A 26915-nucleotide genomic window follows, 5' to 3' on the forward strand; every position below is an offset into this window, starting at 1 on the left:
CAACAATTCACCTTTAAAGTAAGAACTGCAAAAATACTAAAAAGCTTGTTACAAAAAACAGGCTTAATGGAAATTACATTATGAGAAAAATATTTATTGTTGAGGACGACCGTTTTATAACCGCCATATTTACCATGTTTTTGCGCGACTTGGGTCATGAGTTGGTGGGCAAAGCCAGTTTGGGAAGAGAAGCTATTGAGAAGTGCAAGAAACTAAAGCCCGATGTTATTTTAATGGACATACACCTGGATGGGGAATTAGATGGTATACAAACCGCCGAAATGCTTAAACGCGAAATGGAAGTACCCATTATTTATATATCCAGCGACACCTCTTCGCCGGTTATTGAACGGGCTATTGTTTCTAATTCATATGGATACCTGGTAAAACCAATCAATAAAAAAGAATTGGGTATCAGCATCGATTTGGCATTTTACAAGCACAGGGTGGATTTAGAGCAAAAAGAAAGAGAGCAAGGATATCGCGAATTTATCTCGAACTCCCCATTGCCTATCGTAGTTTTAAGCAAGGAAAAAATCACTTATCTCAACCGGTTAGGATTGGATATTTTTAAAACACATTATATTGAAGATGTGATGGGGATGCCCATAAAAAACTTTGTAGCTGAAGAATTCTATGAGGAATTTAGCCATATTATTCATTCATCTATATCCAATGACCAAAGCATAAAGCCATTCCTAACCAAAATGAAAACCGTACATGGCGATCATTATTGGGTAGAAATTGCCGGATCTAAGGTAAACTTCAACAATCACCAGTCTGTTCAACTAATTTTTAGGGATGTATCGGCGTATAAGTTAAGTGAACGAAAAAATCAAGCTTACGAAAGAGCACTGTTCGAAGGAGAAAACATATGCTTTGTATTGGACAATACCTATAAAATAATACGGAGCAATACTTTTACAAGCAACACACTTGCAAAAGAAACTATTGTAGGCCAACCATTTACCTCACTCATCAATGGGACTCCGCAATGGTTAACTGAACTCCAAAACATAGATTGCAAGAAGCATAAAGGGCAACGGGTTGAAGTAACACTATGTAACGGAAAAACAGTTAAGCTTAACCTCAATGTAGTGTGCTCCGTGAATGGTGTAATCGATCAAATTTTATTAACCTGACCCTTCGAAATTATTACGTGATTATTTCGTTTTTCGGCATTGGCTAAAAATAGTTTGGCACTGCTTTTACGTACACCGATTATTTTTTGGTAAAAATAGCAGCATGCAGAAGATCAAAAAATGATTTAACCTCGCTGATATCATTCACCCCGGTGAATACGAGACTTAACTTTCCATTCTTCTCTTTCATTTTGGCATTTTTATGTTCTGCTTGCAGGTAGGCCAAAATGCCTGTAAAAACCGCCGATTGATAGTAAGGCGAGTCCTGATTAGACACAAAATAAACAATCAGTTTATTGTTTTTGAATATAATTTTTTCGATACCCAAATCAATAGCTTTCCAGCGTATTTGAACTACCTGAACCAACTGACGGGTAGACATAGGCAAGGCACCAAACCTGTCGCTTAGTTCCGCTTTGAACACATCCAGTTCTTCTTCGTTTTTCAGTCCGTCAAGTTGTCGGTACAGCTGCATTCTTTCGGCTACACTTTCTACGTAATCATCGGGCAGCAACAAACGGGCATCCGTTTCAATACTACAGTCGCTCACAAACTTAATATTGCTGTCTGTAACCTGCTTGGTTTCTTCGTGATATAAATCCTTAAATTCAGTTTCACGGAGTTCGATCATGGCCTCGTTCAAAATGCGGTGATAGGTTTCGAAACCAATATCCGCAATAAAACCACTTTGTTCGCCCCCTAGCAAGTTACCTGCGCCACGGATATCCAAATCCTGCATAGAGATGTTAAAGCCGCTCCCTAAATCAGAAAACTCCTCAATAACCTTTAACCGTCGCCTTGCTTCTTGCGTAACCGACGAAAGCGGAGGTGCCAGCATATAGCAGAAGGCCTTTTTGTTTGAACGACCTACCCTACCCCGTAATTGATGCAAATCACTCATGCCAAAATGGTTGGCATTGTTTATTATAATTGTATTGGCATTGGGTATATCCAGTCCCGACTCAATGATGGTGGTGGCTATAAGTACATCGTAATCGCCATTGATAAAACCCAGCATTACATTCTCGAGTTGAGGGCCATCCATTTGGCCATGTCCCACTACTGTTTTTACCGAAGGTAAAATTCGGTTTATCATGGCTTCTACTTCATAAATATTTTGCACACGGTTATGTATAAAAAACACCTGACCGTTACGGTCTATCTCATAGGTGATGGCCTCCTTTATTATTTCGTCGCTGATGGTGTGTAGCTCAGTAAGAATGGGGTGTCGGTTGGGCGGCGGTGTGTTGATAATGCTTAGGTCGCGTGCTCCCATTAACGAAAACTGCAGCGTGCGTGGTATGGGTGTTGCTGTAAGTGTAAGGGTATCAACATTGAGCTTTAGTTTTTTTAATTTTTCCTTGATGCTCACCCCAAAACGCTGCTCTTCGTCAATAATAAGCAGCCCCATATCTTTAAATTCAACATCCTTACCAATTAAACGATGCGTGCCGATAAGAATATCTATTTCACCCGCTTTTAAACGCATTAGAGCGTTTTTAATATCCTTGGGTTTACGCAAACGGCTCACATAATCTATTTTGCACGGAAAATCCTTTAACCTCTCGCTAAATGTTTTATAGTGCTGCATGGCCAAAATGGTAGTGGGCACTAAAACGGCTACCTGCTTATTGTCACTCACGGCCTTAAAGGCCGCGCGAATGGCTATCTCGGTTTTACCGAAACCCACATCCCCACAAACCAGCATATCCATGGGGGTGTCTTTTTCCATGGCTTCTTTAACAAGACGAGTTGATTTTTCCTGATCGGGCGTATCCTCATAAATAAATGAAGCCTCCAGTTCTGTTTGCATATAACTGTCGGGCGAAAATGCATAGCCTTTTTCCTGTCTGCGCTGGGCGTACAGGGCAATCAGTTCTCGTGCAATATCCTTTACCTTTTTCTTGGTGCGATCCTTTAACTTTTGCCAGGCACCTGATCCTAACTTATTGATGCGAGGGGGCTCGCCCTCCTTGCTTTTGTATTTGCTGATGCGATGCAAGGAATGAATACTAACCAACAACACATCGTTATCCTTAAATACCAAACGTATAGCCTCTTGTTTTTTGCCGTTTACCTCGGTGGTAATTAACCCACCAAAGCGACCGATACCATGATCAACATGCACCACATAATCGCCTGGGTTCAGTCGACTAAGTTCCTTTAGCGATACCGCTTGCTTAGCGATACGTGCCTTGTCGGTGCGCAGACTAAACTTATGGTAGCGCTCAAATATTTGATGATCGGTGTAATAGCACAACTGCATGTCGTGATCTACAAATCCCTCGTGCAACGTTTTACCCAAGGGGGTGTATTTTACCTCACTGCCTTTATCATGAAAAATAGCAGCGAGCCGTTCGTGCTGTTTGGGGTTGTCGGCCAGTATGTAACATGCATATCCCTGCTCCTCTTTATGCAACAAATCGTCCTGCAACAAATCGAAGTTTTTATTGAAAACGGGCTGTGGGCTGGTGCTGAATCTAATTTCGGTGTTATCTTTAAAATAGCTCCGTTTGCCAAACTCAATGCTTTGCCTTGCCGAGAATTGTTTTTCTATTTCCTGGTGTCCGACAAAAAAATCGGGCGATGGTATGTTCTCCTCATCCTTTCGCTGACTGTTGCGATGCACTATTTTTAGATGTGCCTCTTTTACTTTATCTGTAACATAAGCTATGTCGGAGGCCCATATTTTAGTTTTGGGATTTAAAAAATCAAGTAAAGAGATATGTTCTTTACCCACCCTGGTGCTAAGGTTGGGTATGATGGCTATGTCGTTCAGTTTTGTTTTGGAGAGCTGGTTTTCTAAATCAAAGGTGCGTATTGAGTCCACCTCATCGCCAAAAAAGTCGATGCGATAGGGATCTTCATGAGCAAAGGAATAAATATCCACCAAACTGCCCCGCACGGAAAACTGACCCGGCTCGTATACAAAATCTACTTTCTCAAATTCGTATTCTATCAGCACCTCGGTAACAAAAGAAATATCTATTTGCTCACCGGTTTTAATATTCAGTGTACTTTCTTTTAACTGACTGTTGGTAGGTACCTTTTCGAACAAGGCTAAAGGGTAGGTAACCACCACACCTGCTTTTTTTGTATTGCTAAGATAATTGAGTGCTTCAGTGCGCAAAATAATACTAGATGCTTCGATATTACCATACTCAGGGGAGCGCTTGTAGGTAGAAGGTAAAAAGTATATGCTGCCCTCTCCTAACAGCTGTACTAAATCGTTGTAAAAGTAGGCGGCCTCTTCTTTATCGTTTAAAACAACCAAATGCGAAAACCTTCCCATAACAGATGCCAGCACTACACTTTTGAAAGAGCCGGTGGTGCCTGCCACAAAAATATGGTGCTCACCATTGGTAATGGCAGCATTTAATTGAGTTATAAGAGGATTATCCCTAAATTGGGCAAGAACATTCAATTGACTCACGCTAATTTTTTTTTGCAAAAATAAGGATTTAGATGGAATTATTTAGGTTGGGGTAATTTGACACCTGTTCTATTTTTTTAACAAGACATGACACACCGGAAAACAGAAAATTGAGTGTGCTTAACGAATTAATTGGTTCCTGTTGGTATCCAGTTTAAGAAATATAAAAAGTAAGGTGGTAAATCCCCACAGCGAGGAACCGCCATAGCTAAAAAAAGGCAGCGGAATGCCAATTACAGGTGCTAAGCCAATGGTCATTCCTATGTTTATCGCAAAGTGATAAAAAAAGAGGGAGGCCACACAATAGCCATAAACACGGCTAAATGCCGAGTGTTGCTTTTCGGCCAAATATATGAGCCTAAATATCAGAATCAAAAACAACATCACCACCCCAAATGTTCCAAGGTAACCCCATTCTTCGCCCACGGTACAAAATATAAAATCGGTACTTTGCTCCGGCACAAAATCAAACTTAGTTTGCGTTCCTTGCAAGTAACCTTTACCGGTGAGTCCGCCGGAACCAATGGCTATTTTTGATTGATTAACGTTGTACCCGGCACCCAGAGGGTCGTCCTTGAAACCCAATAGTACATAAATCCTGTTTCGTTGATATTGCGATAAAACTTCATCCACAAAATAATCGGCGGAAAATGTTACGGTCACCAATCCCCATAAAAAAATTACAATGGGAAGAACAGGCTTTATATTTTTAACAAAACCTTTTATCAACAGGTAAACCGATACCGTGGCAATGCCCACAACGGTAAACAATTCATATTGCAGTTTGAATCCAGCAAGAGCATAAAAGGCAAGAGACAAGATAAATCCACCAGAAAAAAACGCGCCCCCCATAGCCACTATTTTTTTATCTATTTTGAGCAGGAGAAACAAAAAAGCACCTGCAACTACCAGCGATAAAATTAGGGTATTGGTATATACCAAGGTAAGGATGGCAACGATTGCAGCCAGTATGCCAAAAATTAAAATATTACCCGTAAGACCCTCGCGATAAAACGGCAATATAAATGCAAAAAATACGAGCGCCGATCCCGTATCGTTTTGAAGAAAAATACAAAGGACAGGCATTGTCCAAATACCCAATATCTTGGCCACATTCCTTGGTTTGTCAAACGAAAAATTATGCCTGCTCATTATACGCGAAAAAGTGAGTGCTGTGGCTATTTTAGCCAGCTCCACAGGCTGAAACCTAAGTGGTCCTATTTCGAACCACGACTTAGCTCCGTTTATTTCCTTACCAAAAAATATAACACTGAATAAAAGAAATACGGAAGTACCATATAAAAAATATGAAAAAGCAACATAAAACTTACTGTCGGTCATAAAAATTACCCATATGATAATCAATGAAAGACCTATCCATATTAATTGTTTGGCATACTCTTTTCCAGGGTCAAAAAAAACCGGGTTCTCGGGATTATAATTGGCGGCGTAAATATTAAACCATCCAAATATCACAAGTATCAGGTAAATGGTTGTGGAAAGCCAGTCTACTTTTTTGCTGTAATTATTTTGTGCCATGAATCAAATCTCCTTCCAACATTCTTTTCTCGAGCCAGGTACGGGATGGATCGATCTCCCCTTTTAAATATTTCTCCACCACCAAGCTCGATATGGGAGCTGCCCACCTGGATCCAAAACCACCGTTTTCAACATATACAGCAATGGCAATTTTAGGATCCTCTTTTGGAGCAAAGGCTATGAATACAGAGTGATCTTCGCCATGTGGATTTTCGGCCGTGCCTGTTTTTCCACATATACTTATGCCGGGCACACGGGCAATGGTGGCCGTACTGCCAGCGCCTCCCCATATGGCCATTTCCATGCCGTCGAGTACCGGGGCAAAGTGGGTGGTATCAATGCCGGTTTCGCGAATCTCTTTAAAACGAGTGGGTATGGTGTCGTTTTCAATTTCCTTGATGATGTGCGGTGTGTAAAAATAGCCCTTGTTAGCCAGCGTGGCAGCCATGTTGGCCATCTGTACAGGTGTTGTTAACAGCTCGCCCTGCCCAATGGCCAAGGATACTACGGTGAGCGACGACCAGCTTTTGTTGTAAATCTTGTCGTAAGTTTGGCTGTTGGGTACAAAGCCCCGTATTTCGTTGGCAAAATCAATACCCAATTTATGACCAAAACCAAATTTTACCAGGTAATTTTTCCATAATTCAAATCCATTTTGTACCGTACCGTTTTTGGGATTATCTATTATATTCCGAAAAATATGACAATAATAGGCATTGCAGGAATTGGAGATGGAATGTCGTAAATCAAGAGGACTGGCATGAGGATGACATCCCAAGTGAAAACGCCCCACCGAATAACCCATGTAACATTCGTATTTGGTATTGGGCGTAATAACACCCTCTTGCAGGCCTATGAGTGCATTCACGGTTTTAAAGGTAGATCCGGGAGGATACCAGGCCATAATAGGTCGGTTAAACAATGGCTTTAAGGAATCGGTACTTAACACGGAAAAGTTACCCGCTCTTTTTTTGCCAACCAAAAGTGAGGGGTTATACCCCGGGCTCGAAACCATGGATAACAACTCCCCTGTTTTGGGTTCGATGGCCACAATGGAGCCTATCTTATTTTTCATTAGCTCCTCGCCATACTTTTGTAATCCAATATCGATGGTCAGCTTAATGTCTTTACCCGCCACTGCCGGAATATCGAACTGCCCATCGCGGAAGGTGCCTTTTTGTCGTCCGTGAACATCCACCAAAACATATTTATACCCCTTTTTTCCACGCAAAAATTTTTCGTAAGTCGATTCTACCCCATTGATGCCATGGTAATCGCCACGGGTATAATAATTATCCCTTTCTATATCCTGCGGCCCCACTTCGCCAATATAACCCAATATATGTGCAGCATGCGGATATTCATATTTACGCAGCGTACGACGCTGCACAAAAAAACCGTCGAATTTGTACAATTTTTCCTGCAAAAAACCGTACTGTCTGGCCGATAACTGCTTGTAAAAAATAGAAGGTTTTATACGTGATATCTTTTTATTACGTAATCTACCGTTCATGTCGTCGAAGAGTTGACGCAATTCCTGTATAGATATCTCCAGGGCATTACAAAAGGTGAGTGAATCCATAGGTTTAAGTTCACGGGGCACCACCATCAAATCGTAATCGGCCTGGTTTGAAACGATGAGTTTTCCGTTTCTGTCGTAAATCAGTCCACGCGATGGGAAACTGATTATTTCGCGACGAGTATTACTCACGGCCGAATATTTATACGATGGGTCGTACACCTGAAGTATAAAAAGCTTAATAATAAAGCTTATACCTATAAATAAAATGATAAGGCCAATAACAAGGGTTCTTCTACTCATATTTTCCACGTCGCACCTCCTTTAAATTCTTCGTTTTTTTTGATAAGTGAACAATAGCGTAACACCCATGATGAGTAGTGTAAAAAAGGTGCTCCCCAGTGTTTTCATCAGAATATCAAAAAAACTGACTACGGAAAAAGATTCTATAACAAAATAAAATAAATGATGCACAAACACCAATATTCCAGCGTATTTGAAAAACCAAGCAAAGCCATAATAAGAGGGCAGTGGTAAGGTACCTGTTTCGTAATTGTCGCGAGGCGCTATGCGTGCCAATATAAAAGGTCGTGCATAAGCAATTAAAATACAAGCTGCCATATGCATACCTAAAGTGTTCGAAAACATATCTACACTTACGCCCAATAACGCGGATAGTATCAACAACAGCCATCCAGGTGTTTCAAAAGGCAGGGTTAAAATAAAAAGAACATACAGGTAGGGGTTCAGATATCCCGAGAACTCCATTTTGTTGAGGATAAGAACCTGAAGCAGCACAAAAAACACGAAATTAAACAGGTATCTGGGAATTACACTTATCATTGTTTTGTATCCTCCTCTAATTGTTTTTGCTGTTCTTGAAATATATTCTCCACCACCTCAACGTAACTTAACTTTGAAAAATCGACACTTAGCTTTACCCTTATCTTATAAAAGCTCTCCCCCTCGGGGTGCGCTACTTCATCCACCGTACCTATAAGTATGCCCTCCGGGAAGGTAGCTGAATAGCCACTGGTGATTACCCTATCACCCAAACTCACATTGGCATGTTCAGGTATCTCATCTAAGGTGGCAAAAAGGGTAGATTCTGTATCCCAGCTCACAGAACCAAAAAAATCGGACTCTTTAAGTTTAGCCGATATTTTAAGCCGTGGATTTAAAACAGACAAGGCCGTACTAAAATTTTTGGTACTTTTTATAACAATTCCCACCACACCGCGACCCGACAAAACACCCATATCGGGCTTAATACCATCCTGTGTGCCTTTGTTTAGTGTTATGTAGTTAAAATGCTTGCGTACAGTATTGTTGATAACCTTGCATGAGCGATATTTATATTGGTGAGCCGATGCGCTATCCCCGGCATATAAAAAATAATCCTTTGAGGTTTCAAAGGAAGAGGGCATCTGGCTGCGCAAAAGAGAGTTTTCCTTCGAGAGCTCCCTGTTTACCTCCTTTAAGGAAAAATACTCCTCAATATTGTTTACCGACTGAAACAGTCCACCAGCTATTTTTGAGGAAGAGCTCAGAAAAATGGATCGTTGATTTTGATTGTATCCAACAATTAAAATGAGCGCTATCAACTCCAATAAAATAAACAGGAATGTAAAGTGATGATGTATTATAAACCGCAAAAAGTTTCTCATTCAATTATTATATTATCCTATTTTTAAGGAAATAAGCCATTTTTGTTTATTTGCTCCTGTTTTACGGGATGATAAAGTTATTTTTTTTGATCCCAAATATTTCAATCATATAATCATACAACGTTGTTGTACAAATAAAATTACACCGGTAAAATAAATTACAAAACCCGGTGACCTATTGGGGACCAGGTTTTATGCATACATCCTTATTTTTACATCTAGTAATTAGCAGCCATTGCACCACGGCAAAATTAAGTATCTGTTTTTATCGGCTTTAAAAACTCATGACTTTTCTCGAGGCTTTAATGCACTACTTATCTTTTCAGGAACGAAAATTTATGTCTGTGTTTTAATGCAATTCCGGTTCCACGCGCTACTGCGTGCAAAGGTGTTTCGGCAATATGAAACGGTATATTTATCTTATCCGTCAAGCGCCTGTCTAATCCACGAAGCAGTGCACCTCCGCCGGCAAGGTAAATACCACCGTTTACAATATCTGCATACAGTTCGGGTGGCGTTTGTTCCAGTGCACTCAATATGGCTGTTTCTATTTTTGATATAGATTTTTCAAGACAATGCGAAATTTCCTGATAAGAAACCGGCACCTCAATAGGTAAAGCCGTCATTTGGTTAGGCCCTTGCACAATAAAATCCGTTGGTGCCTCTTCCAACTCGGGCAGCGCAGAGCCAACATGTATTTTTATTTGCTCTGCCGTACGTTCGCCCACTTTAATATTGTGCTGGCGGCGCATATACTCCATAATATCGGCCGTTAGGTCGTCGCCTGCAATACGTATGGATTTATTGGTTACAATACCTCCCAGCGATATTACGGCAATTTCGGTGGTTCCACCACCTATATCCACCACCATACTGCCTTGGGGTGCTTCCACATCAAGCCCTATTCCGAGGGCTGCTGCCATAGGCTCGTATATCATGTAAACCTCGCGTCCGCCGGCATGTTCGGCCGAGTCGCGTACAGCTCTAATCTCCACCTCGGTGCTCCCCGAAGGAATACAAATAACCATGGTGAGCGAAGGGGTAAACCAGTGCTTTTTGTTGTTTATCATTTTTATCATGCCTCTTATCATCTGCTCAGCAGCATTAAAGTCGGCTATTACACCATCGCGCAAAGGGCGTATAGTGTAAATATTGTCGTGCGTTTTTCCGTGCATTTGGCGGGCCCTTTCACCAATAGCCATCAGCTTATCGGTGCGGCGGTCCAATGCCACAATTGAAGGCTCATCCACTACCACTTTATCATTGTGTATGATAATGGTATTGGCGGTTCCCAAGTCAATGGCAATATCCTGAGATAAAAAAGAAAAGAATCCCATGGGATGTAAATTTTTTAATGTTTAAAATGTCTGATTCCTGTTAATACCATTTTCATCCCGTTTTGGTTACAGTAATCAACCGAATCTTGGTCTTTTATTGAACCGCCCGGCTGAATAACTGCCTTAACACCCTCCATTTGGGCTATTTCTACACAATCGGGGAAAGGGAAAAAAGCATCACTCGCCATCACGGCACCTTGTAATTCAAAATTAAAAGCTTTGGCTTTGGCAATGGCCTGGTTTAATGCATCCACGCGCGATGTTTGCCCAACCCCACTGGCAATCAGCTGTTTATTTTTGGCCAAAACAATGGCGTTCGACTTGGTATGTTTTACCAGCTTGTTGGCAAACAGCAAATCCTCCACCTCGTTGGCATCGGGTTTTAATGTAGTGGCTGTTTTTAAATCTTCGGACGTTTCGGTTTTAATGTCTTTTTGTTGCGAAAGTACTCCGTTTAACAAAGTCCGGTTTAAAATATTGGGTAATTCACAGGGTTTCAATATAAGGATAATCCTATTTTTTTTACTTCTTAGTACCTCTAAAGCATCTTCGTTGTAGGCCGGGGTAATAATTACCTCAAAAAATATCTTATTTATTTCCTGTGCTGTTTCCAGGTCTATTGCTTTGTTTGCAATAAGGACTCCGCCAAAAGCCGATACGGGGTCGGCCGCGAGGGCATCTTTCCAGGCTTCGGTAAGATTTTCACGCGAAGCCAAACCACACGCGTTATTGTGTTTTAAAATAGCGAAGGTAGTTTCGTTAAAGTCGCCTATTAAATTAATGGCAGCATCAATATCCAATAGGTTATTGTACGAAATTTCTTTACCATGTATTTGTTCAAATACTTCGTCGAGATTTCCGTAAAATTTTCCTTTTTGATGTGGGTTTTCGCCATAACGCAAAGTCCGGGTATTGTCGTGCCCTATGCGCAAAGCACTGCCCTGCTCGTTATCAAAATAATTGAAGATGGCACTGTCGTAATACGAAGAAACTGCAAAGGCCGCTTTGGCAAATTCTTTTCGTTGGGCAATGGTTGATATACCCTTATCTTCGTTAAGTACCTTATTCAAATGGGCATATTGTGCTTTGGATGGTACAATAAGCACATCGTTATAATTTTTAGCAGCCGCACGTATCAGCGAAATACCCCCAATATCAATTTTTTCGATTATGTCCTGTTCCCCGGCGCCCGACGCTACGGTAGCCTCGAAGGGATAAAGATCTACAATTACCAGGTCGAACTCCGGTATATCATATTGTAGAAGTTGCTCTTTGTCTAAACTGTTATGACGACGCGCCAGAATACCTCCAAAAACTTTGGGATGGAGTGTTTTTACCCTACCCCCTAAGATGGACGGATATCCGGTGATATCTTCAACAGCCTTAACTTCAACCCCAAGATTCTCGATAAAAGTCTGGGTGCCACCTGTGCTGTATAATTGAACATCGAGTTTATTCAGTGTTTTGATAATTTCGTCTAAGCCATCTTTATGGAAAACCGAAATAAGTGCGGATTTAATTTTTTTTGAACCAATCATGTATTGTTTATTATTCGATATTGAAAGCTTGTGCTTGGGCCCCGTTTTTTTGGTGCGAAAAAGCACGCATTTTTTTACCTTATATGCCTTGTGCCACAAATAAATATGCAAAAATATTTTGCATCGCGCAAAAATAAGAAAATAAGCACACTAATCAAGGTTTTGTTTTTTTATTTAGTATTGTTTACTGTGGCTCAAATTGTTTGCTATGCCGAATTACGGCTTGCGTTTATGTTTCCGAACATAGCACGGATCACCATTTTTTCGTACAGCTCTACTGCTATGTCTTTGTTTCCATTTTTAGCCTCCTGAATTTTCATTAGTGCATATTGCTGAATCAATAAGAGTGGCAGTACAACACGCTCGCGCAAACGGATGCTCATAAAACTGCGAGGATTATCATCCAACAAATTGGATAAACCAGATACCTTCAGTAGCATTTCTTTGGTCAACCTATATTCATCGTGCAGCATTTGCCAAAATTCGCCGAAGCGTTCATTTTTTTCGAGGTATTGCGTAATTTGGAAGTTCGTTTTGCTCATGCTTTGCATACTGTTTGAAAGCAATGTTTTAAAAAAGATGGATTCTTTGTACAGATCGATGCAGGCTTGTAAATTCCCTTTTTCTTCCTGTTCTTTCAGTGCCGTTCCCACGCCATAAAATCCGGGCACATTCTGTTTTAGCTGGCTCCAGGCTCCCACAAATGGAATAGCTCTGAGGTCGCCAAAATTAATCTTATCACTTCCGCCCCTTTTACTGGGTCGACTCCCTATGTTGGCTTTACCATAATATTTTAAGGTACTTACCTCCTCCAAATAGGGCATAAACAAGGGATGCTCCTTTAGCGACAGATATTTCTTGTAGCTCGACTCCGCCATTTCACTAATAAAGTCGCGTTGCTCTGCTTGTAACTGATTTTGCGGCTTGCTGTAAATATTATTGGAAAGCCCGGCGGTAAGCAGATAACCCATGTTGTGTGCCGCGGCTTCGGTTATGCCATAATGCGAACTGATGGTTTGGCCCTGTACCGTCATTTGAATTTGTCGGTTCTCGATGTTTTTGCCCATGGCCGCATAAAAACGATGGGCATTCCCCCCCCCTCGTGCCGGTGGTCCCCCGCGTCCGTCAAAAAACACCACTTCCACGTCATTCTCACGCGATTTTAGCGTTATATTTTCCTTGGCTCTAAAAATGGCCCAGTTCGCCATCAGATAACCACCGTCCTTGGTTCCGTCCGAAAAACCAAGCATAACGGTTTGGCGGTTGTCCCTGTTTTTAAGATGCTTGCGATACGTGGGATTAGCATATAAGGTATACATGGCCTCGCCCGCCATTTTAAGATCGTCGATCGTTTCAAAAAGTGGCACTATATCCACCTTTAGGTCGTCGTAGCCCCATCCACATATTCTAAACATAGCCAATACGCGCGCCACGTCCAATGGCCCACGGCAATTACTGATGATATATCGGTGCGCCCCCCGCTCCCCGTTCATCCGCTGTATATCTTTTATTACCCCAAAAGAAGCCACCGTATCTTTAACTACTTCATCTTCAAAAATATTGGCATCCACCGCACCACGTGCATTCACCAACAAAGGTATCTGTTCCTTTTCGTCCATCTCAAAAAGGTTGGCGGGCAAAATGTCGGGATAAGCCTTCACAACCTCTTTTAGCGCTGTGCCTATCACCCTGCTATCCTGTCGTATATCAATACTGGCCATATAAAAGCCAAACAACTGAACCTTACGCTTAAGCGACTGCACTTTTTCGATAAAAAAACCTTGGTGTTTTTTACGGATGAGCTGTTCTACTTTGTCTATACGCGCTAAAAAATCGGCCAAATCTATATTATCGGAACCCGAGGCGTTACTCAATTCGGCTTTTAACAAAGATTCCAACTCTACCACTTTAGCATGAACCCCGGCAAAAGTAATTCTTCTTTTCAGTTCTTTTACCTCCTGAAAATAACAATTGGATATGGTATTTCGGAGTTTAGCCGCTACCTGCATTGTAGTTTCCACGTTTACAAATGGGTTTCCATCGCGATCGCCGCCCGGCCAAAAACCCAGCGAAATAAACTGATTATTTTGTTCCAGTGATTCTGAATAATCTTCTGCAGTTTTATCTAAAAGCTGCCCTATAGCCGGATAAAAAGTATCACGCAAATAAAAAGTCAAACGGTTTGCCTCATCCAGGGGTGTGGGTTTAATTTTCTGATAGAAAGGTGTTTTACCCAGTTGCTTTAACATATCTCTTACATCGCCCACTTCGCTTCTTTTGATAGCAACCATCAAATCATTGATAATTGCCAGTACCTGCGAAGGATAAAACTGTGTGGGATGAGCCGTGAGCACTACCCGTACGCCAAACTCTTTTACCGTTTGTGCCATCTTATCCATCAGGTTTTCTTTTTTCACTCGATCGCTTATGGAACTATAGGAGTTTTCGCCTGTGATACGGTGTATTTTGTTGTATGCTGCATCCTCCAGCGCATCTATTAATACAATCTGACGTTCGATATATTGAATTACCTTAAACAAAAAATCATCGCGTTCTTTAGCCGACAGCTCTGCTTTATGACTGGCAAAAAAAGTTTGTAAAATAGCAATCGGGTCTTTTCCTTTTTCCAGCCCTTCAACGCAGGATTGGTAGAGTAAAGGGATGAGATTTCCGGCTTTTTCAACCGCTTCCAATTGTAAGGATAAAAACAAACTGTTATACAGTTGGTATTTCAGCTCAATTTCTTCTTCGTATGACTTTATTATCTGACTATTCATAGGTTTTACTTTTGCGTTACTTGCCTACTTTCCACACGCAACATATAAATATGCAATACGGCTTATCATTCACGTAAAACTTAAGTTACACGGATAAGCTTTAATTGTGTAATATACAAATCAATTTAGCCTGAACCATTGATTACCTATCGAAAATATGAATAAAATTTTGCTTAACCCCTTCTTGGCTGAAGTTATACTTTTGAAAAAAAGTTTTTACTGAATTGAAAATCGACTAAATCAGATTTAGTTATTACTGAAGACAGCCATAAATATTTGGGCTAAATCGATAGGAAAGTAGGTAAATAAATTGTTGAATTAACTCCTAAGCGGAACAAGTTGTTTTTATACAACCTGCCCCAAATAGGAGAAATTATCTGCCATAGAGCAGGGCAAAAAAGCTTAAAAGGGCTTAAGCTTTATTTTCGGCTCCAATTATTTTTTGTTCCAGTTCGTCCATTAATTCCGGATTATCCTTGATTACCGCTTTAACGGCCTCGCGACCCTGACCCAATTTGGTATCGCCATAGCTAAACCACGATCCACTTTTTTTAATGATTTCTTTCTCAACGCCCAGATCAAGTATCTCGCCAACTTTAGATATACCTTCTCCATACATAATATCAAACTCTGCTTTTCGGAATGGAGGTGCCACTTTGTTTTTCACCACTTTTACGCGGGTATGGTTCCCTATCACATCTTCGCCATCTTTAATTTGTGAGGCTCTGCGTATGTCCAATCGCAATGAGGCATAAAACTTTAGTGCATTACCTCCTGTCGTGGTTTCAGGATTACCAAACATTACACCTATTTTTTCCCTTAGCTGATTAATAAATATGCAGCAGGTATTGGTTTTATTGATGGTTGACGTAAGTTTGCGTAAAGCCTGCGACATTAGCCTGGCTTGCAGCCCCATCCTGGAATCACCCATATCACCTTCTATTTCTGCCTTAGGGGTAAGGGCAGCAACGGAGTCGATAACAATTATGTCGATAGCCGATGAGCGTATCAATTGATCCGTTATCTCCAACGCTTGTTCGCCGTTGTCGGGCTGCGAAATCAAGAGGTTCTCGATGTCTACTCCTAATTTTTCTGCATAAAAACGGTCAAAGGCATGTTCTGCATCAATAAAGGCTGCTATGCCACCTGCTTTTTGGGCTTCGGCAATGGCGTGTATAGCCAGTGTGGTCTTACCCGACGATTCGGGCCCGTAAATTTCAATTACTCGTCCACGGGGAAAGCCGCCTACACCTGTGGCCATGTCTAAGGAAAGCGATCCGGTTGATACAACCGGTACATCCACAACAGCATTTTCGCCCATTTTCATGATGGTACCTTTACCGTAGGATTTATCGATTTTATCCATGGTAAGTTGCAAGGCTTTTAATTTTTCCTTGTTAACTTCTTGTTTATCTGCCATATTAATAGTTTATTTTAATTCCAATTCCTTGTATATCTGCTGGGTATGGTCCTTTGTTTTTACCTTTTTAATTATCTTTTCAATTACTCCCTCTTCGTTAATTATATAGGTAGTACGCAAAACACCCATATACTCCTTGCCATACATTTTCTTTAAACCCCAAGCATTATACATTTCTAATATCTCTTTATTTGTATCCGCTATTAGGTTAAATCGCAGGTTGTATTTGGCTATGAATTTTAGATGCGAATCGGCACCGTCGGGACTAACTCCCACAACCTCGAAACCTTTGGCTGTTAACTCACTGTAGTTGTCGTTTAAATTACACGATTGGGCGGTGCATCCGGGTGTGTTGTCTTTGGGATAAAAGTACAGGATAATTTTTTTACCCTTAAAATCACTTAACGATATGATGTCGCCATTTTGATTGCTGCCGCTAAAATCAGGGGCTTTGTCGCCTTCTTTTAAAGTTTGCATGTTTTATTTTTAATTTACAAATATATGCCTAAAAAACTATTTGTTCAGGGCTTGGTTCAAAAGATTTTTTAACAATGTGTGTAAGCGTGATTAAATATATGGTTTTTGGCTTTGTTTTAAAGATTTTAAAAAAAATAGTTAATTTTAATTTATAATTTTGGCGCAGTTTAAACGGATGTTTTTTAATTGCTGATATGGTTAGATATTTACACACTTTGTTTTATTTGATGTTATGGCTTGCCTCAATGGGGTGGACTAGCGCATGGGCACAGCAACAAATAGAGGCAACACCCCAAAAGGGTTTAAAATATATTGAAGCGGGCGATTTTAAAAGTGCACAATTGGTATATACGCATCTCTTAAAAAAATACCCAAAAGATGCTGCATACAATTTTTATATGGGTATTTGTCTGCTTCAAAACAGAGATGATCTTGCGGAGGCGGTTAAAAAGCTTAATTATGCCAGGATAAAAAGAGTAAGTCGCAATGTGTATTATTATTTGGGCAGGGCACATCAACTGTCCTTTCGCTTTGATGAGGCCATAGCTAACTTTAACACCTTTTTAAAAAATGCTCCCGCCAATGATGAAAAAATAGAAGATACCAAGCTATTTTTAGAACAATGCCATAACAGCCGTAAAATGGCTTCAAAGATTTATGAACTTACGGTTCTGGATAAAACGGAGGTTGAGAAAAACAAACTATTGGAAAAATATCATCCGGCCAAAGATGTGGGTAAGCTATACCAAAACGGTGATTTTTTTGAGTCCGGGGTAAATCCAGATCATATAATGTTTGAAACCGAAAGAGGAGACGTGGTTTATTTTACCATGGCATCAGGTGTCAACAATTCGTTAAACATTTTTAAAATCGAAAAATTACTGGATGGTTGGGGTGAGAGTAAAATGATGGAGGCACCGGTAAACTCAGCTTACAACGATGCTTATCCTTTTATGGCTACCGATGGACTTACCTTTTATTTTTCATCGGATAGGCCGGGTGGTTTTGGCGGCTATGATATTTACAAAGCGTACTTTGACAACGCCAGCCAGGAATTTTTGGAGCCGATAAATCTGGGCGTACCTTTTAACTCGCCCGATGATGATTTTCTGTTTGTTTCCGATGATTTCAATCAAGTTGCCTGGTTTGCCTCAAATCGCGAAACAACAGAAGATACGCTTATGGTTTACACTGTGCGGTGGGATGGCAGCCAGGTACGCAACATGGCCGATGACCTTAATCAGGTCACCGAATCTGCACGACTTCTGGTGCAGGATGCTGAAAGCATTTCTGAGAGTCGAAAAAAAACAGGGGATAAAAACGGGCAGAAACAAAGTAGCGATAATAACGGATCTCTGCGTTTTCAAATAAATGATACGATAACATATACTGCGTTGGAACATTTTATGAGTACCAAAGCACTTGCATTGTTTAAGGAAGGGTATCAAAAAGAACAACAAAAAGATAGTTTAAGCTTGTTGATGAAGCAGAAAAGAAGCCGGTATGCCCAGCTCAACAACGAATTGGAGAAAAATAAGGTAGTGAATGAAATTATAGGTCTTGAAGACAGGGTTTATAAACTTGAGGATGATGTTCAGGAAAAGTTTTTGTATGCACGTCAAATAGAGCTTAACGAAATTAAAGAAAGGCTAAGCCAGGGCAACTACCGCCCTTTACACAACGCCGGTATTAATAAGGATAAAGTTGTAAGTTTTGACGGAATTTTCATTCCGGAAAAATATGTTTTCCATAGTTCAGACGAATTTATATCGCACTATTCGCAGCAAGAAGATATGTATAATACATTATTTTCGACAAACGATAGAGCCACCTTACGCCATGCCGACTCGCTTTATGTATGGGCCAACATTTTAAATCTGGAGGCAGCCAGATTAATGGAAGAAGCGGCCAATACTAACGAAACAGAGCGCGTTAAGCTAGGAGATTTAATTAAAAGGGCAGATAGCTTAAATGACGCCGGACAAGAGGAAGGAGTAGTTTCAAAAATGATAAAAGAATCTAAAGAACTCAAAATCCTGTCGACCAGGCTATATCATAAATCATTGGATAAAAAGTTTCCTGTTTATTATTTGAAACTAAAAGATGCCTCCCGAAATTTAACCGAATCCAGCAGCAAAGAGATTTTGAAACTCTCGCAACAAGGTAACGCTTACTTTAGGGAGGCGAAAAATGTACTAAGCGAAACCGTTGGGTTAAGTATAGAGGCGTACGAAAGAGCGGGTACCCTAAAGAGAGCAGGAATAGAAAAGCAAGAAAAAGCTTTGCGAATATATGCTAACATAGATACATGGACAACAAAGGGCGAAAATACAACCCACAAAACACTAAATGATAAAACCGGAGGGGAACAATCAACAAGTATGTCCACATTAAAAAAAGAAGCGCAGGCAGCAACTCACAAAACGAATAATGCAACAAAGCAGACAAAGCCTGAGGCCAAAGAGGAAGTTTTCAAAATTCAGATTGGTGTTTTTAGAAACGCGCCCGATCAGGAGGCATTGGCTAAGTTACCTGAAGTGAGCACCCTTCAATTGGAAGGAAACGGACTTACCAAATATTTTGCCGGAAGCTATAAAACCTACGAAGAAGCCCAAGAAAGAATACCTAAAATTATAGAAGCAGGATTTGCAGGTGCATTTGTGGTTTATTTTAAGGATAGTAAGCTAAGCCCTATCCCACACAAATAATATTTAAGGATTATATTGATATTTACAGCAGTAGTTTAATAAAAAAAAGCTATTTTGCCACATAAAAATTTAATAAATGGTAGCGTCCGGAAAAGAATGGGAAAGCGGTCGTTTAAACAAAAATAACGGCTGCAACAAAATATTGGTTTTACACAACGACAACATAAATTCATTTGAATATGTTATCGACTGTTTGTGCGAGATTTGTGACCACGACGGCATACAAGCCGAACAATGTGCAATTTTGACGCACTTTACAGGTAAATGCCAAATTAAGATAGGGGAATTAGACGAACTTGCACCTCTCCAAAACCAATTGACAGATAAAAACCTTGTTGTTTCAATAGATTGATTTAATATGTACACCATTGTAATTGTGCTGCTTATTTTACTGGGACTGTTTCTCCTGATACTGGAACTTTTCGTGTTACCCGGAGTTACCTTTGCCGGTTTGGGTGGTGCTTTGTTTATAGGGGTAGGTATTTTTATGGCCTACAGCCAATTTGGACAAGCAGGAGGGAATGCTGTTTTAATTGCCACAGTAAGTCTTTCGGTTTTGGTAATTGTATGGTCCTTGCGCTCCGGAACCTGGAACAAATTGATGCTTAATTCTTCCGTCGATAGTAAGGTGGAGGTAAAAGAAGACAATGACATCAAAGTGGGTGATGAAGGCATAGCTATCAGTCGTTTAAATCCGGTTGGCAAAGCCATCATAAACAATATTATAGTAGAAGCGCGTTGTCCGGGACAGTTTATAGATGAAGACACCCCGCTCGAAGTACAAAAAGTTTTTAAAACATATATAATCGTTAAACCTAAAATTTAATATCATGGAGGAAGGCTTCGGATTTTTTGGTCTGTTAGCAGTCATTATTGTACTGTTCTTTTTATTTCTTTATTATGTTCCCATACTGCTTTGGTTTTCGGCCTTGGTTTCAGGTGTGCGAATTTCGCTGGTACAGCTTATTTTAATGCGGGTACGTAAAGTGCCACCAGCTTTAATCGTACGTGCTCTGATAGAAGCCCATAAAGCCGGACTAAAGGATGTTAAGCGCGACGATTTGGAGGCTCACTTTTTGGCTGGAGGACATATTGCCAGTGTGGTTCACGCCTTGGTTTCCGCCGCAAAAGCAAACATCGACCTCTCATTTCAAATGGCCACAGCCATCGACCTTGCCGGGCGCGATGTTTTTCAGGCAGTTCAAATGTCGGTAAACCCAAAGGTTATAGATACCCCCCCCGTTGCAGCCGTAGCCAAGGATGGTATTCAGCTTATCGCTAAAGCCAGAGTTACTGTTAGAGCCAACATAAAGCAACTGGTAGGTGGAGCCGGGGAAGAAACGGTTCTGGCTCGTGTAGGTGAAGGGATTGTTTCCTCAATAGGTTCTTCCATGTCACATAAAGCAGTGCTCGAAAATCCCGACTCCATATCCAAAAGAGTGTTAGGAAAAGGTCTGGATGCCGGTACAGCTTTTGAAATTCTTTCGATAGACATAGCAGATATTGATATTGGCAAAAATATTGGAGCCGTGTTACAGATGGATCAGGCCGAAGCCGATAAAAATATTGCCCAGGCAAAAGCCGAAGAAAGAAGAGCTATGGCTGTTGCTTTAGAGCAGGAAATGAAGGCGAAAGCACAAGAGGCAAGAGCGAAAGTAATTGAGGCCGAAGCTGAGGTACCCTTGGCTATGGCCGATGCTTTTAGAAATGGCAATCTGGGCGTGATGGACTATCTAAAAATTAAAAATGTAGAAGCTGACACTTCGATGCGGGATTCAATTTCAAAATCACCGCAGGATAAACCAGATAAAAATAAATAATTATTAGGGGCGCATGTCGCCCCTTTATTTTGTGATACAGTGGCTTACAAATTGCCTGCATAAAAGGCTCCATGAAAGACTTAAATTTTTCATGCTTTTGCTTGCCACATTAAAACAATTTCCTACATTTGCACTCGCAATTGCCATACGGGCATTGCGAGTATAAAATGTCATGCAATTTGACAGCTACAAATATTGGAGAGGTGGGTGAGTGGCTGAAACCACCAGTTTGCTAAACTGGCGTACGGGTTAACTGTACCGGGGGTTCGAATCCCCCTCTCTCCGCTTTATATTAAACAAAGTACTTTCGAGGTGTAGCGCAGTCCGGTTAGCGCATCCCGCTTAATGGCGGGAGGGTCAAAGGACGATAAGCTAAAAGTAAAGAGTAAGATAAAATTTAAAATTAAAGAAACACTTTCGGGGTGTAGCGCAGTCCGGTTAGCGCACCTGGTTTGGGACCAGGGGGTCGGGAGTTCGAATCTCTCCACCCCGACTTAGTTTTTTTTGATACAAACACAGTTTCGGGGTGTAGCGCAGTCCGGTTAGCGCACCTGGTTTGGGACCAGGGGGTCGGGAGTTCGAATCTCTCCACCCCGACAACTTCAAAGATGTACAATAGCATAAAATCCATGTTACTTTTCTCAATCTTAGCAAAGGCAGAAATACCCATTTCGTCTGAACACACTGAGCATATCTACCCCCAACCCCCGTCTTCATTATTTAAACTCCTTCACTCTTTAGCCATAATACAAGTTCAGGAGTAAAACCTGGTTTAATTATGGTTATTCTTTTTATGCAAATATTTTTGTTAATCTAAACAGGAAGAATTTCACATCAGAAACGCCCCTAAATTGTCTTCTGAAGTCTTTAATTTTTGAATTGAAGGATTCTGCTGCAGCATCGGTGCTTCGGTTTTCAAAGAAGTTAATGATGTTCTGATAATATGTTTCAAAAGTTTTTTGAGTACCGGAAACGAGGGCAGGTCAGTTATTTCAATTTGATTGAACCATAGTGCCAGGTGTGTCATAGCAACAGGTGGCTCTATGTTGCGGCTGTAAATAAGGTATAAATGGTGCGATAGGTCGTAGGCGCTCTCTATATCCGGATATATATTGAACAGCAGATTTGCTCTTATTTTTTGCGATTCTGTCCATTTATGGCTGGGCTTGAACAGGAGGCATCTGCTTCTGACCAACAGCTGCTTCAGGGTGTCACCATTTTCCAAGACCAGAGGTGTGTGTTCTTTTCCTTCTTTTTTAGCCTGCTTACATTGCGCATTGTCCTGATCAATGGCTTCCCACCTGTGTTTAATTCGAAGCTCCTGCACTACATCACAGGCTAACCTTTGAACATGAAAACGATCTATAACCCGGGTGGCTTTAGGAAAACATTTCTTTACAATCAGGTTCATGCTGCTGGCCATGTCGAGCGTTACCTCCTTTACCATGCGCCTACCCTGTGCTATTATTGACCAATCCCTGTTTACTTTCTTCTTTTTACCAGCTATGTTTACCTCCCAACGCCGACGCCTTGCCTTTAAGTTACGTATGGGGTAGTCGTTGATTAAAGGGGCCTCCATATAACCTCAGGCTTTATATGGGTAGTTCTAGTATTCTTCAGGGATAATATTCTTTTCCTCCAGCCAAAGAACCAGCTTCTGATCGTAGATGTCTTTGCCGCTTGAACTTTTTTCGTAAGAAACAATCTCGAAAAAGTAAATTTCTAAAACAAAAAAAGGGACAACCGTATAACGATTTCCCTTTTATGTGTGATTCAGCTGGGGTTCGAACCCAGGACCCCATCCTTAAAAGGGATGTGCTCTACCAGCTGAGCTACTGAATCAATATGTAATAAATTCTGTAAAAAGTGATTCAGCTGGGGTTCGAACCCAGGACCCCATCCTTAAAAGGGATGTGCTCTACCAGCTGAGCTACTGAATCATTGATTGCGCTAACATCATTTCGTTATTGCGGTTGCAAAAGTACAGGTTTTTTCATAAACTCCAAATATATTTAATTTTTTTTGAAGATAATTTTAAATAACAAATGTGCATTTTACAACAACTGTTTTATTTTGAATAAGTTGTATATATTAAAGCGGCAAATAAAAAAAATGTGTAACTTTAATAAAAACATCGTATCATGCTAAGCATCCAAAGAGAACCTGTGGTGGCAGGCACGTTTTACAGTTCCTATTCGGACGAATTGATTGCACAATTGAAATATTGCTACGACAAAGCAGAAGGCAACCCTTCAGATAATATAGCTGCTTTGGTTGTTCCACATGCCGGATATTCTTATTCAGGAGTTGTTGCAGCAAGCGCCTATACACAAATTAATAGAGAGGCCGAATATAAAAACATATTCATCATTGGATCAAGTCATCATGTAGCATTCAATGGAGCCTCGGTGTACAATAAAGGACATTACAAAACTCCCTTGGGTGTAGCTCCTGTGAACCTACAATTGGCCAATGATTTAATTGACAGCAGCAAATGTTTTGTTTTTAACCGGGAGGCGCATTCCGAAGAGCATAGTATTGAAGTACAATTACCTTTTTTACAGTACCGAATTAAACATTTAAACCAGATAGTACCCATTATTATAGGCGCTAAAAATTATGGTACTTGCAAAACTGTTGCCGAAGCGTTACGCCCATATTTTAACGGTGAAAACTTATTTATATTTAGTACTGACTTATCACATTATCCTACGGATGAGGCAGCCAGGATAATAGATGCACAAACCGTAAACGCGATATGCCAAAACGATAGCAAAAGACTAATAGATCATCTCAATAAAAATAATAACAGCACCATACCCAATATGCTCACCTCTCTTTGTGGGTGGAGTTCTGTATTAACCCTGCTATACCTAACTGAAGGTAAAAGCCAATACAGGTACCGGCGAATCAAATATATGAATTCCTCTGAATCCATGCATAGGCAAAAGGAAAGGGTTGTAGGGTATCAGTCCATATTGATTGAAGATATAGAAAGAAAATGGGGTTTTGTAAGCCATAAGAATAAAAAAGCATTATTAAAAACAGCAAAAAACGCCATTCAAAGACAGCTTGGATTTAATAAAGAAAAACCCACACTTAAAAATATGGACGACCTGGACCAGTTCAGAGGTGCCTTTGTATCTATTTATGTTGAGGGAAAGCTACGGGGGTGCGTAGGTCAGTTCTCCTCTGAAAAAGGCCTACCGGCTTTAGTTGAATCGCTGGCCACGGCTTCCGCATTCAACGATGAAAGGTTCCCTCCTGTGTCAGCACGGGAAATTAAAAACATGCGTGTAGAGATATCAATCCTCACCCCCATGCGTAAAATTTACAGTATCGAAGATATTCAGTTGGGTAAGCATGGGGTACACTTAGAGAAAGATGGCAAAAAAGGAACTTTCCTTCCGCAAGTAGCCACTAAAACAGGCTGGAACCTCATAGAATTGCTAGGCCATCTGGCTCGTGACAAAGCACATATAGGTTGGGATGGCTGGCGCAAGGCAGATTTATATGTTTTTGAAGCAATTGTATTTTCAAACTAAAATATTGCGCAATGGGTGTTAAGATAAACAGACGAGGTTTTATAAAAAACGGGGCGTTAATCATTGCAGGCGTATCGTTTTTACCAATGTGGGCAAGAACAAGCAGAAAGCTGACGTTTGGTTGGGTAACCGACATTCATTATGCCCAAGCTCCCGTTAAATGGGGACGTTACTTTACCGAAAGTGTGAACAAACTGAAAGAGGCTATTGATTTATTTAATGAAGAAAAAGTGGATTTTGTGATTGAAACCGGAGACTTTAAAGATCAGACCGAACCTCCCGTAGAAAGTGAAACCCTATCGTATCTTAAAACAGTAGAAGCAGAATTTATAAAATTTAATGGCCCAAGGTATCATGTATTAGGCAATCATGATTTAGACTCGCTTTCAAAAAAACAATTTACATCAAATGTGGACAACACCGGGATAAAAAGTGGAGCAACTTATTATTATTTTGACCAATCGGGATTTAGGTTTATAGTATTAGACGCTTGTTTTAAGTCGGATGGATCAGATTACGACCACGACAACTTTCACTGGACAGATACAAACATACCGCCCGAACAACTTGCTTGGTTAAAAAAAGTATTGGCACAAAGCGATAAGCCTACAATTATATTTGTGCATCAACTGTTGGACGGTGAGGGGGATTTATACGTGAACAATGCTGCCTATGTGCGTAAAGTATTAGAGGATTCTGGTACTGTTGCCGCCGTATTTCAAGGTCATAAACATGATGGTGGAGCCAGGGTTATAAATGGGATTTTGTATTATACCCTCAGAGCTTTGGTGGAAGGAAGCGGAAAGACCAACAACAGCTACGCCATCGTTAACCTCGATACAAACGGTGAAGTAGTGATAGAAGGTTACCGAAAAGCAAAAGATTATGACTATAAATTCCAGCAAAGACAGCTTGCCTGCCTATAAAATAGCGCAACATTGGGTATCGAATGACTCAGGTATACGTTGTATTTTGTGTCCTCATAATTGTTTTTTACATGAGGACGAAGTGGGTATATGTCGTGTCCGCGCCAATAAAAATGGCCAGCTTGTTGCATTAAGCTATGGCTATGCATGTGCCACCCATGTAGATCCGGTAGAAAAAAAACCTTTATATCATTTTTTACCCAACAGTACAACCTTCTCAGTTTCTACGGTGGGCTGCAACCTCCATTGTCTCAACTGTCAGAATCATACTATATCGCAGGCCAAATTTATAATGGGCGATTACCAATACGTTTCCCCTGAGCAAGTAGTTAAATTGGCTAGCTCGCAAAACTGCCAATCCATTGCCTATACCTATACCGATCCGGTGGTTTATTACGAGTATATGATGGATACTGCCGAAATAGCCAAAGCAAAAGGCTTAAAAAATATTTTTGTATCGGCAGGATATATCCATAAAAAGCCTTTGCGTCAGCTTTCTGCTTTTATCGATGCGGCCAACATCGACTTAAAGTGCTTTGATGATGATGTGTACCAACGCATGTCGGGAGCACGATTGAACCATGTGCTGGATTCCCTGCAAGTGTTGCTGGAAGAAAACATATGGTTAGAGATAACCAATTTACTTGTACCGGGTTATAGCGACGGATTAGACAGGATAGAAAAAATGTGCAGATGGCTAGTGGACAATGGCTTTGCACAGGTACCACTGCATTTCAGTAAGTTTTATCCAACGTACAAACTCCACAATTTGGAGCCAACATCCATGGTGGTTTTAAAAGAAGCTTACCAAATAGCGAAAAACATAGGCATAAAATATGTTTATTTAGGAAATGTGGCAGATAACCACTATACTCAAACTGTATGCTATAATTGTGGTGCGCTATTGGTGGAACGAATGGGCTATCAAACGATTATACAGGGCATGGATGACGGTAAATGTACGAAATGTGGGTTCAAAGCAAAAGGTATTTGGCAATAGTTAAATTATTTATTGTAACTATTTTTATCCATTCTCGTAAATTCTGCTTTAGAACTTTCATTTTAAT

At 40.6% G+C, this 26915-nt stretch carries 18 protein-coding genes, 5 tRNA genes and 1 pseudogene; 11 read left to right on the forward strand and 13 right to left on the reverse strand.

Features of this window, described 5'->3' with window-relative positions; genetic code table 11:
* Positions 1-80: 80 nt before the first annotated feature.
* A complete protein-coding gene (locus FN809_RS09935; protein WP_142533366.1) occupies positions 81-1142 on the forward strand; it encodes an ATP-binding response regulator in 1062 nt (353 codons plus the stop codon).
* Between the two features lie 79 nt (positions 1143-1221).
* Here the strand turns inward: FN809_RS09935 and mfd are convergent, their stop codons facing one another.
* The 10 genes from mfd to bcp form a co-directional block, all read right to left on the reverse strand.
* Positions 1222-4593: a transcription-repair coupling factor gene (gene mfd, locus FN809_RS09940; protein ID WP_246095568.1), complete on the reverse strand. Its 3372-nt coding sequence runs from the start codon at positions 4591-4593 to the stop codon at positions 1222-1224.
* A gap of 102 nt (positions 4594-4695) precedes the next feature.
* On the reverse strand, positions 4696-6114 hold the full coding sequence (rodA, locus tag FN809_RS09945) for a rod shape-determining protein RodA (RefSeq protein WP_142533367.1): 1419 nt from the start codon (positions 6112-6114) through the stop codon (positions 4696-4698).
* Positions 6101-7936, reverse strand: a complete 1836-nt coding sequence (gene mrdA, locus FN809_RS09950) for a penicillin-binding protein 2 (RefSeq protein ID WP_142533368.1) — start codon at positions 7934-7936, stop codon at positions 6101-6103. Before mrdA ends, rodA begins: the two co-directional genes overlap by 14 nt.
* A gap of 21 nt (positions 7937-7957) precedes the next feature.
* On the reverse strand, positions 7958-8476 hold the full coding sequence (gene mreD / locus FN809_RS09955) for a rod shape-determining protein MreD (protein ID WP_142533369.1): 519 nt from the start codon (positions 8474-8476) through the stop codon (positions 7958-7960).
* Positions 8473-9300, reverse strand: coding sequence for a rod shape-determining protein MreC (mreC, locus tag FN809_RS09960; protein WP_142533370.1), 828 nt, complete (start codon positions 9298-9300; stop codon positions 8473-8475). The genes mreD and mreC overlap by 4 nt, the downstream gene beginning before the upstream one ends.
* Before the next feature lie 314 nt (positions 9301-9614).
* The gene (locus FN809_RS09965; protein ID WP_142533371.1) at positions 9615-10637 is read right to left on the reverse strand and encodes a rod shape-determining protein; all 1023 of its coding nucleotides are present in this window, start codon (positions 10635-10637) and stop codon (positions 9615-9617) included.
* Positions 10638-10651: 14 nt separating this feature from the next.
* The gene (gene purH, locus FN809_RS09970; protein ID WP_142533372.1) at positions 10652-12175 is read right to left on the reverse strand and encodes a bifunctional phosphoribosylaminoimidazolecarboxamide formyltransferase/IMP cyclohydrolase; all 1524 of its coding nucleotides are present in this window, start codon (positions 12173-12175) and stop codon (positions 10652-10654) included.
* Positions 12176-12381: 206 nt separating this feature from the next.
* Positions 12382-14952: a phosphoenolpyruvate carboxylase gene (locus FN809_RS09975; RefSeq protein ID WP_142533373.1), complete on the reverse strand. Its 2571-nt coding sequence runs from the start codon at positions 14950-14952 to the stop codon at positions 12382-12384.
* Positions 14953-15364: 412 nt separating this feature from the next.
* Positions 15365-16372: a recombinase RecA gene (recA, locus tag FN809_RS09980; protein ID WP_142533374.1), complete on the reverse strand. Its 1008-nt coding sequence runs from the start codon at positions 16370-16372 to the stop codon at positions 15365-15367.
* A 9-nt stretch (positions 16373-16381) separates the two neighbouring features.
* Positions 16382-16849: a thioredoxin-dependent thiol peroxidase gene (gene bcp / locus FN809_RS09985; protein ID WP_142533375.1), complete on the reverse strand. Its 468-nt coding sequence runs from the start codon at positions 16847-16849 to the stop codon at positions 16382-16384.
* Between the two features lie 194 nt (positions 16850-17043).
* Here bcp and FN809_RS09990 point away from each other — a divergent pair, with 194 nt between their 5' ends.
* From FN809_RS09990 to FN809_RS10020, 7 genes are all read left to right on the forward strand, one after another.
* The gene (locus FN809_RS09990) at positions 17044-19557 is read left to right on the forward strand and encodes a PD40 domain-containing protein (RefSeq protein ID WP_142533376.1); all 2514 of its coding nucleotides are present in this window, start codon (positions 17044-17046) and stop codon (positions 19555-19557) included.
* A gap of 76 nt (positions 19558-19633) precedes the next feature.
* A complete protein-coding gene (locus tag FN809_RS09995; RefSeq protein WP_142533377.1) occupies positions 19634-19909 on the forward strand; it encodes an ATP-dependent Clp protease adaptor ClpS in 276 nt (91 codons plus the stop codon).
* Positions 19910-19915: 6 nt separating this feature from the next.
* On the forward strand, positions 19916-20383 hold the full coding sequence (locus tag FN809_RS10000; RefSeq protein WP_142533378.1) for an NfeD family protein: 468 nt from the start codon (positions 19916-19918) through the stop codon (positions 20381-20383).
* A 4-nt stretch (positions 20384-20387) separates the two neighbouring features.
* Positions 20388-21377 (forward strand): flotillin-like protein FloA, encoded by a 990-nt coding sequence (floA, locus tag FN809_RS10005; protein ID WP_142533379.1) that lies wholly within the window; start codon positions 20388-20390, stop codon positions 21375-21377.
* Positions 21378-21574: 197 nt separating this feature from the next.
* A tRNA-Ser gene (locus FN809_RS10010) sits at positions 21575-21662 on the forward strand.
* A 133-nt stretch (positions 21663-21795) separates the two neighbouring features.
* Positions 21796-21870 (forward strand) — tRNA-Pro (locus tag FN809_RS10015).
* 29 nt (positions 21871-21899) lie between these two features.
* Positions 21900-21974: transfer RNA gene (locus tag FN809_RS10020), tRNA-Pro, on the forward strand.
* A 194-nt stretch (positions 21975-22168) separates the two neighbouring features.
* Here the strand turns inward: FN809_RS10020 and FN809_RS17885 are convergent.
* The 3 genes and pseudogenes from FN809_RS17885 to FN809_RS10035 form a co-directional block, all read right to left on the reverse strand.
* Positions 22169-22956 (reverse strand): annotated as a pseudogene (locus FN809_RS17885) (ISAon1 family transposase).
* 190 nt (positions 22957-23146) lie between these two features.
* Positions 23147-23219 (reverse strand) — tRNA-Lys (locus tag FN809_RS10030).
* A gap of 25 nt (positions 23220-23244) precedes the next feature.
* Positions 23245-23317: transfer RNA gene (locus tag FN809_RS10035), tRNA-Lys, on the reverse strand.
* Positions 23318-23518: 201 nt separating this feature from the next.
* Between FN809_RS10035 and amrB the strand changes: the two genes are divergently transcribed.
* From amrB to amrS, 3 genes are read left to right on the forward strand one after another with little or no spacing between them, the layout of a single operon-like run.
* Positions 23519-24922, forward strand: coding sequence for an AmmeMemoRadiSam system protein B (amrB, locus tag FN809_RS10040; RefSeq protein ID WP_142533381.1), 1404 nt, complete (start codon positions 23519-23521; stop codon positions 24920-24922).
* An 11-nt stretch (positions 24923-24933) separates the two neighbouring features.
* Positions 24934-25848 carry a metallophosphoesterase gene (locus tag FN809_RS10045; RefSeq protein ID WP_142533382.1) on the forward strand — a complete coding sequence of 305 codons (915 nt, stop codon included), beginning with the start codon at positions 24934-24936 and terminating at the stop codon, positions 25846-25848.
* Positions 25808-26848 carry an AmmeMemoRadiSam system radical SAM enzyme gene (amrS, locus tag FN809_RS10050; RefSeq protein ID WP_142533383.1) on the forward strand — a complete coding sequence of 347 codons (1041 nt, stop codon included), beginning with the start codon at positions 25808-25810 and terminating at the stop codon, positions 26846-26848. Before FN809_RS10045 ends, amrS begins: the two co-directional genes overlap by 41 nt.
* Positions 26849-26915 lie beyond the last annotated feature (67 nt).

The sequence above is a fragment of the Saccharicrinis carchari genome, assembly GCF_900182605.1.
Taxonomy (GTDB): domain Bacteria; phylum Bacteroidota; class Bacteroidia; order Bacteroidales; family Marinilabiliaceae; genus Saccharicrinis; species Saccharicrinis carchari.

What these genes read in the sequence shown, in the direction of transcription:
- FN809_RS09935 (WP_142533366.1), top strand. Translation starts at nt 81, where the DNA reads ATGAGAAAAATATTTATTGTTGAGGACGACCGTTTTATAACCGCCATA.
- rodA (WP_142533367.1), bottom strand. Translation starts at nt 6,114, where the DNA reads ATGGCACAAAATAATTACAGCAAAAAAGTAGACTGGCTTTCCACAACC.
- mrdA (WP_142533368.1), bottom strand. Translation starts at nt 7,936, where the DNA reads ATGAGTAGAAGAACCCTTGTTATTGGCCTTATCATTTTATTTATAGGT.
- mreD (WP_142533369.1), bottom strand. Translation starts at nt 8,476, where the DNA reads ATGATAAGTGTAATTCCCAGATACCTGTTTAATTTCGTGTTTTTTGTG.
- mreC (WP_142533370.1), bottom strand. Translation starts at nt 9,300, where the DNA reads ATGAGAAACTTTTTGCGGTTTATAATACATCATCACTTTACATTCCTG.
- FN809_RS09965 (WP_142533371.1), bottom strand. Translation starts at nt 10,637, where the DNA reads ATGGGATTCTTTTCTTTTTTATCTCAGGATATTGCCATTGACTTGGGA.
- purH (WP_142533372.1), bottom strand. Translation starts at nt 12,175, where the DNA reads ATGATTGGTTCAAAAAAAATTAAATCCGCACTTATTTCGGTTTTCCAT.
- FN809_RS09975 (WP_142533373.1), bottom strand. Translation starts at nt 14,952, where the DNA reads ATGAATAGTCAGATAATAAAGTCATACGAAGAAGAAATTGAGCTGAAA.
- recA (WP_142533374.1), bottom strand. Translation starts at nt 16,372, where the DNA reads ATGGCAGATAAACAAGAAGTTAACAAGGAAAAATTAAAAGCCTTGCAA.
- bcp (WP_142533375.1), bottom strand. Translation starts at nt 16,849, where the DNA reads ATGCAAACTTTAAAAGAAGGCGACAAAGCCCCTGATTTTAGCGGCAGC.
- FN809_RS09990 (WP_142533376.1), top strand. Translation starts at nt 17,044, where the DNA reads ATGGTTAGATATTTACACACTTTGTTTTATTTGATGTTATGGCTTGCC.
- FN809_RS09995 (WP_142533377.1), top strand. Translation starts at nt 19,634, where the DNA reads ATGGTAGCGTCCGGAAAAGAATGGGAAAGCGGTCGTTTAAACAAAAAT.
- FN809_RS10000 (WP_142533378.1), top strand. Translation starts at nt 19,916, where the DNA reads ATGTACACCATTGTAATTGTGCTGCTTATTTTACTGGGACTGTTTCTC.
- floA (WP_142533379.1), top strand. Translation starts at nt 20,388, where the DNA reads ATGGAGGAAGGCTTCGGATTTTTTGGTCTGTTAGCAGTCATTATTGTA.
- amrB (WP_142533381.1), top strand. Translation starts at nt 23,519, where the DNA reads ATGCTAAGCATCCAAAGAGAACCTGTGGTGGCAGGCACGTTTTACAGT.
- FN809_RS10045 (WP_142533382.1), top strand. Translation starts at nt 24,934, where the DNA reads ATGGGTGTTAAGATAAACAGACGAGGTTTTATAAAAAACGGGGCGTTA.
- amrS (WP_142533383.1), top strand. Translation starts at nt 25,808, where the DNA reads ATGACTATAAATTCCAGCAAAGACAGCTTGCCTGCCTATAAAATAGCG.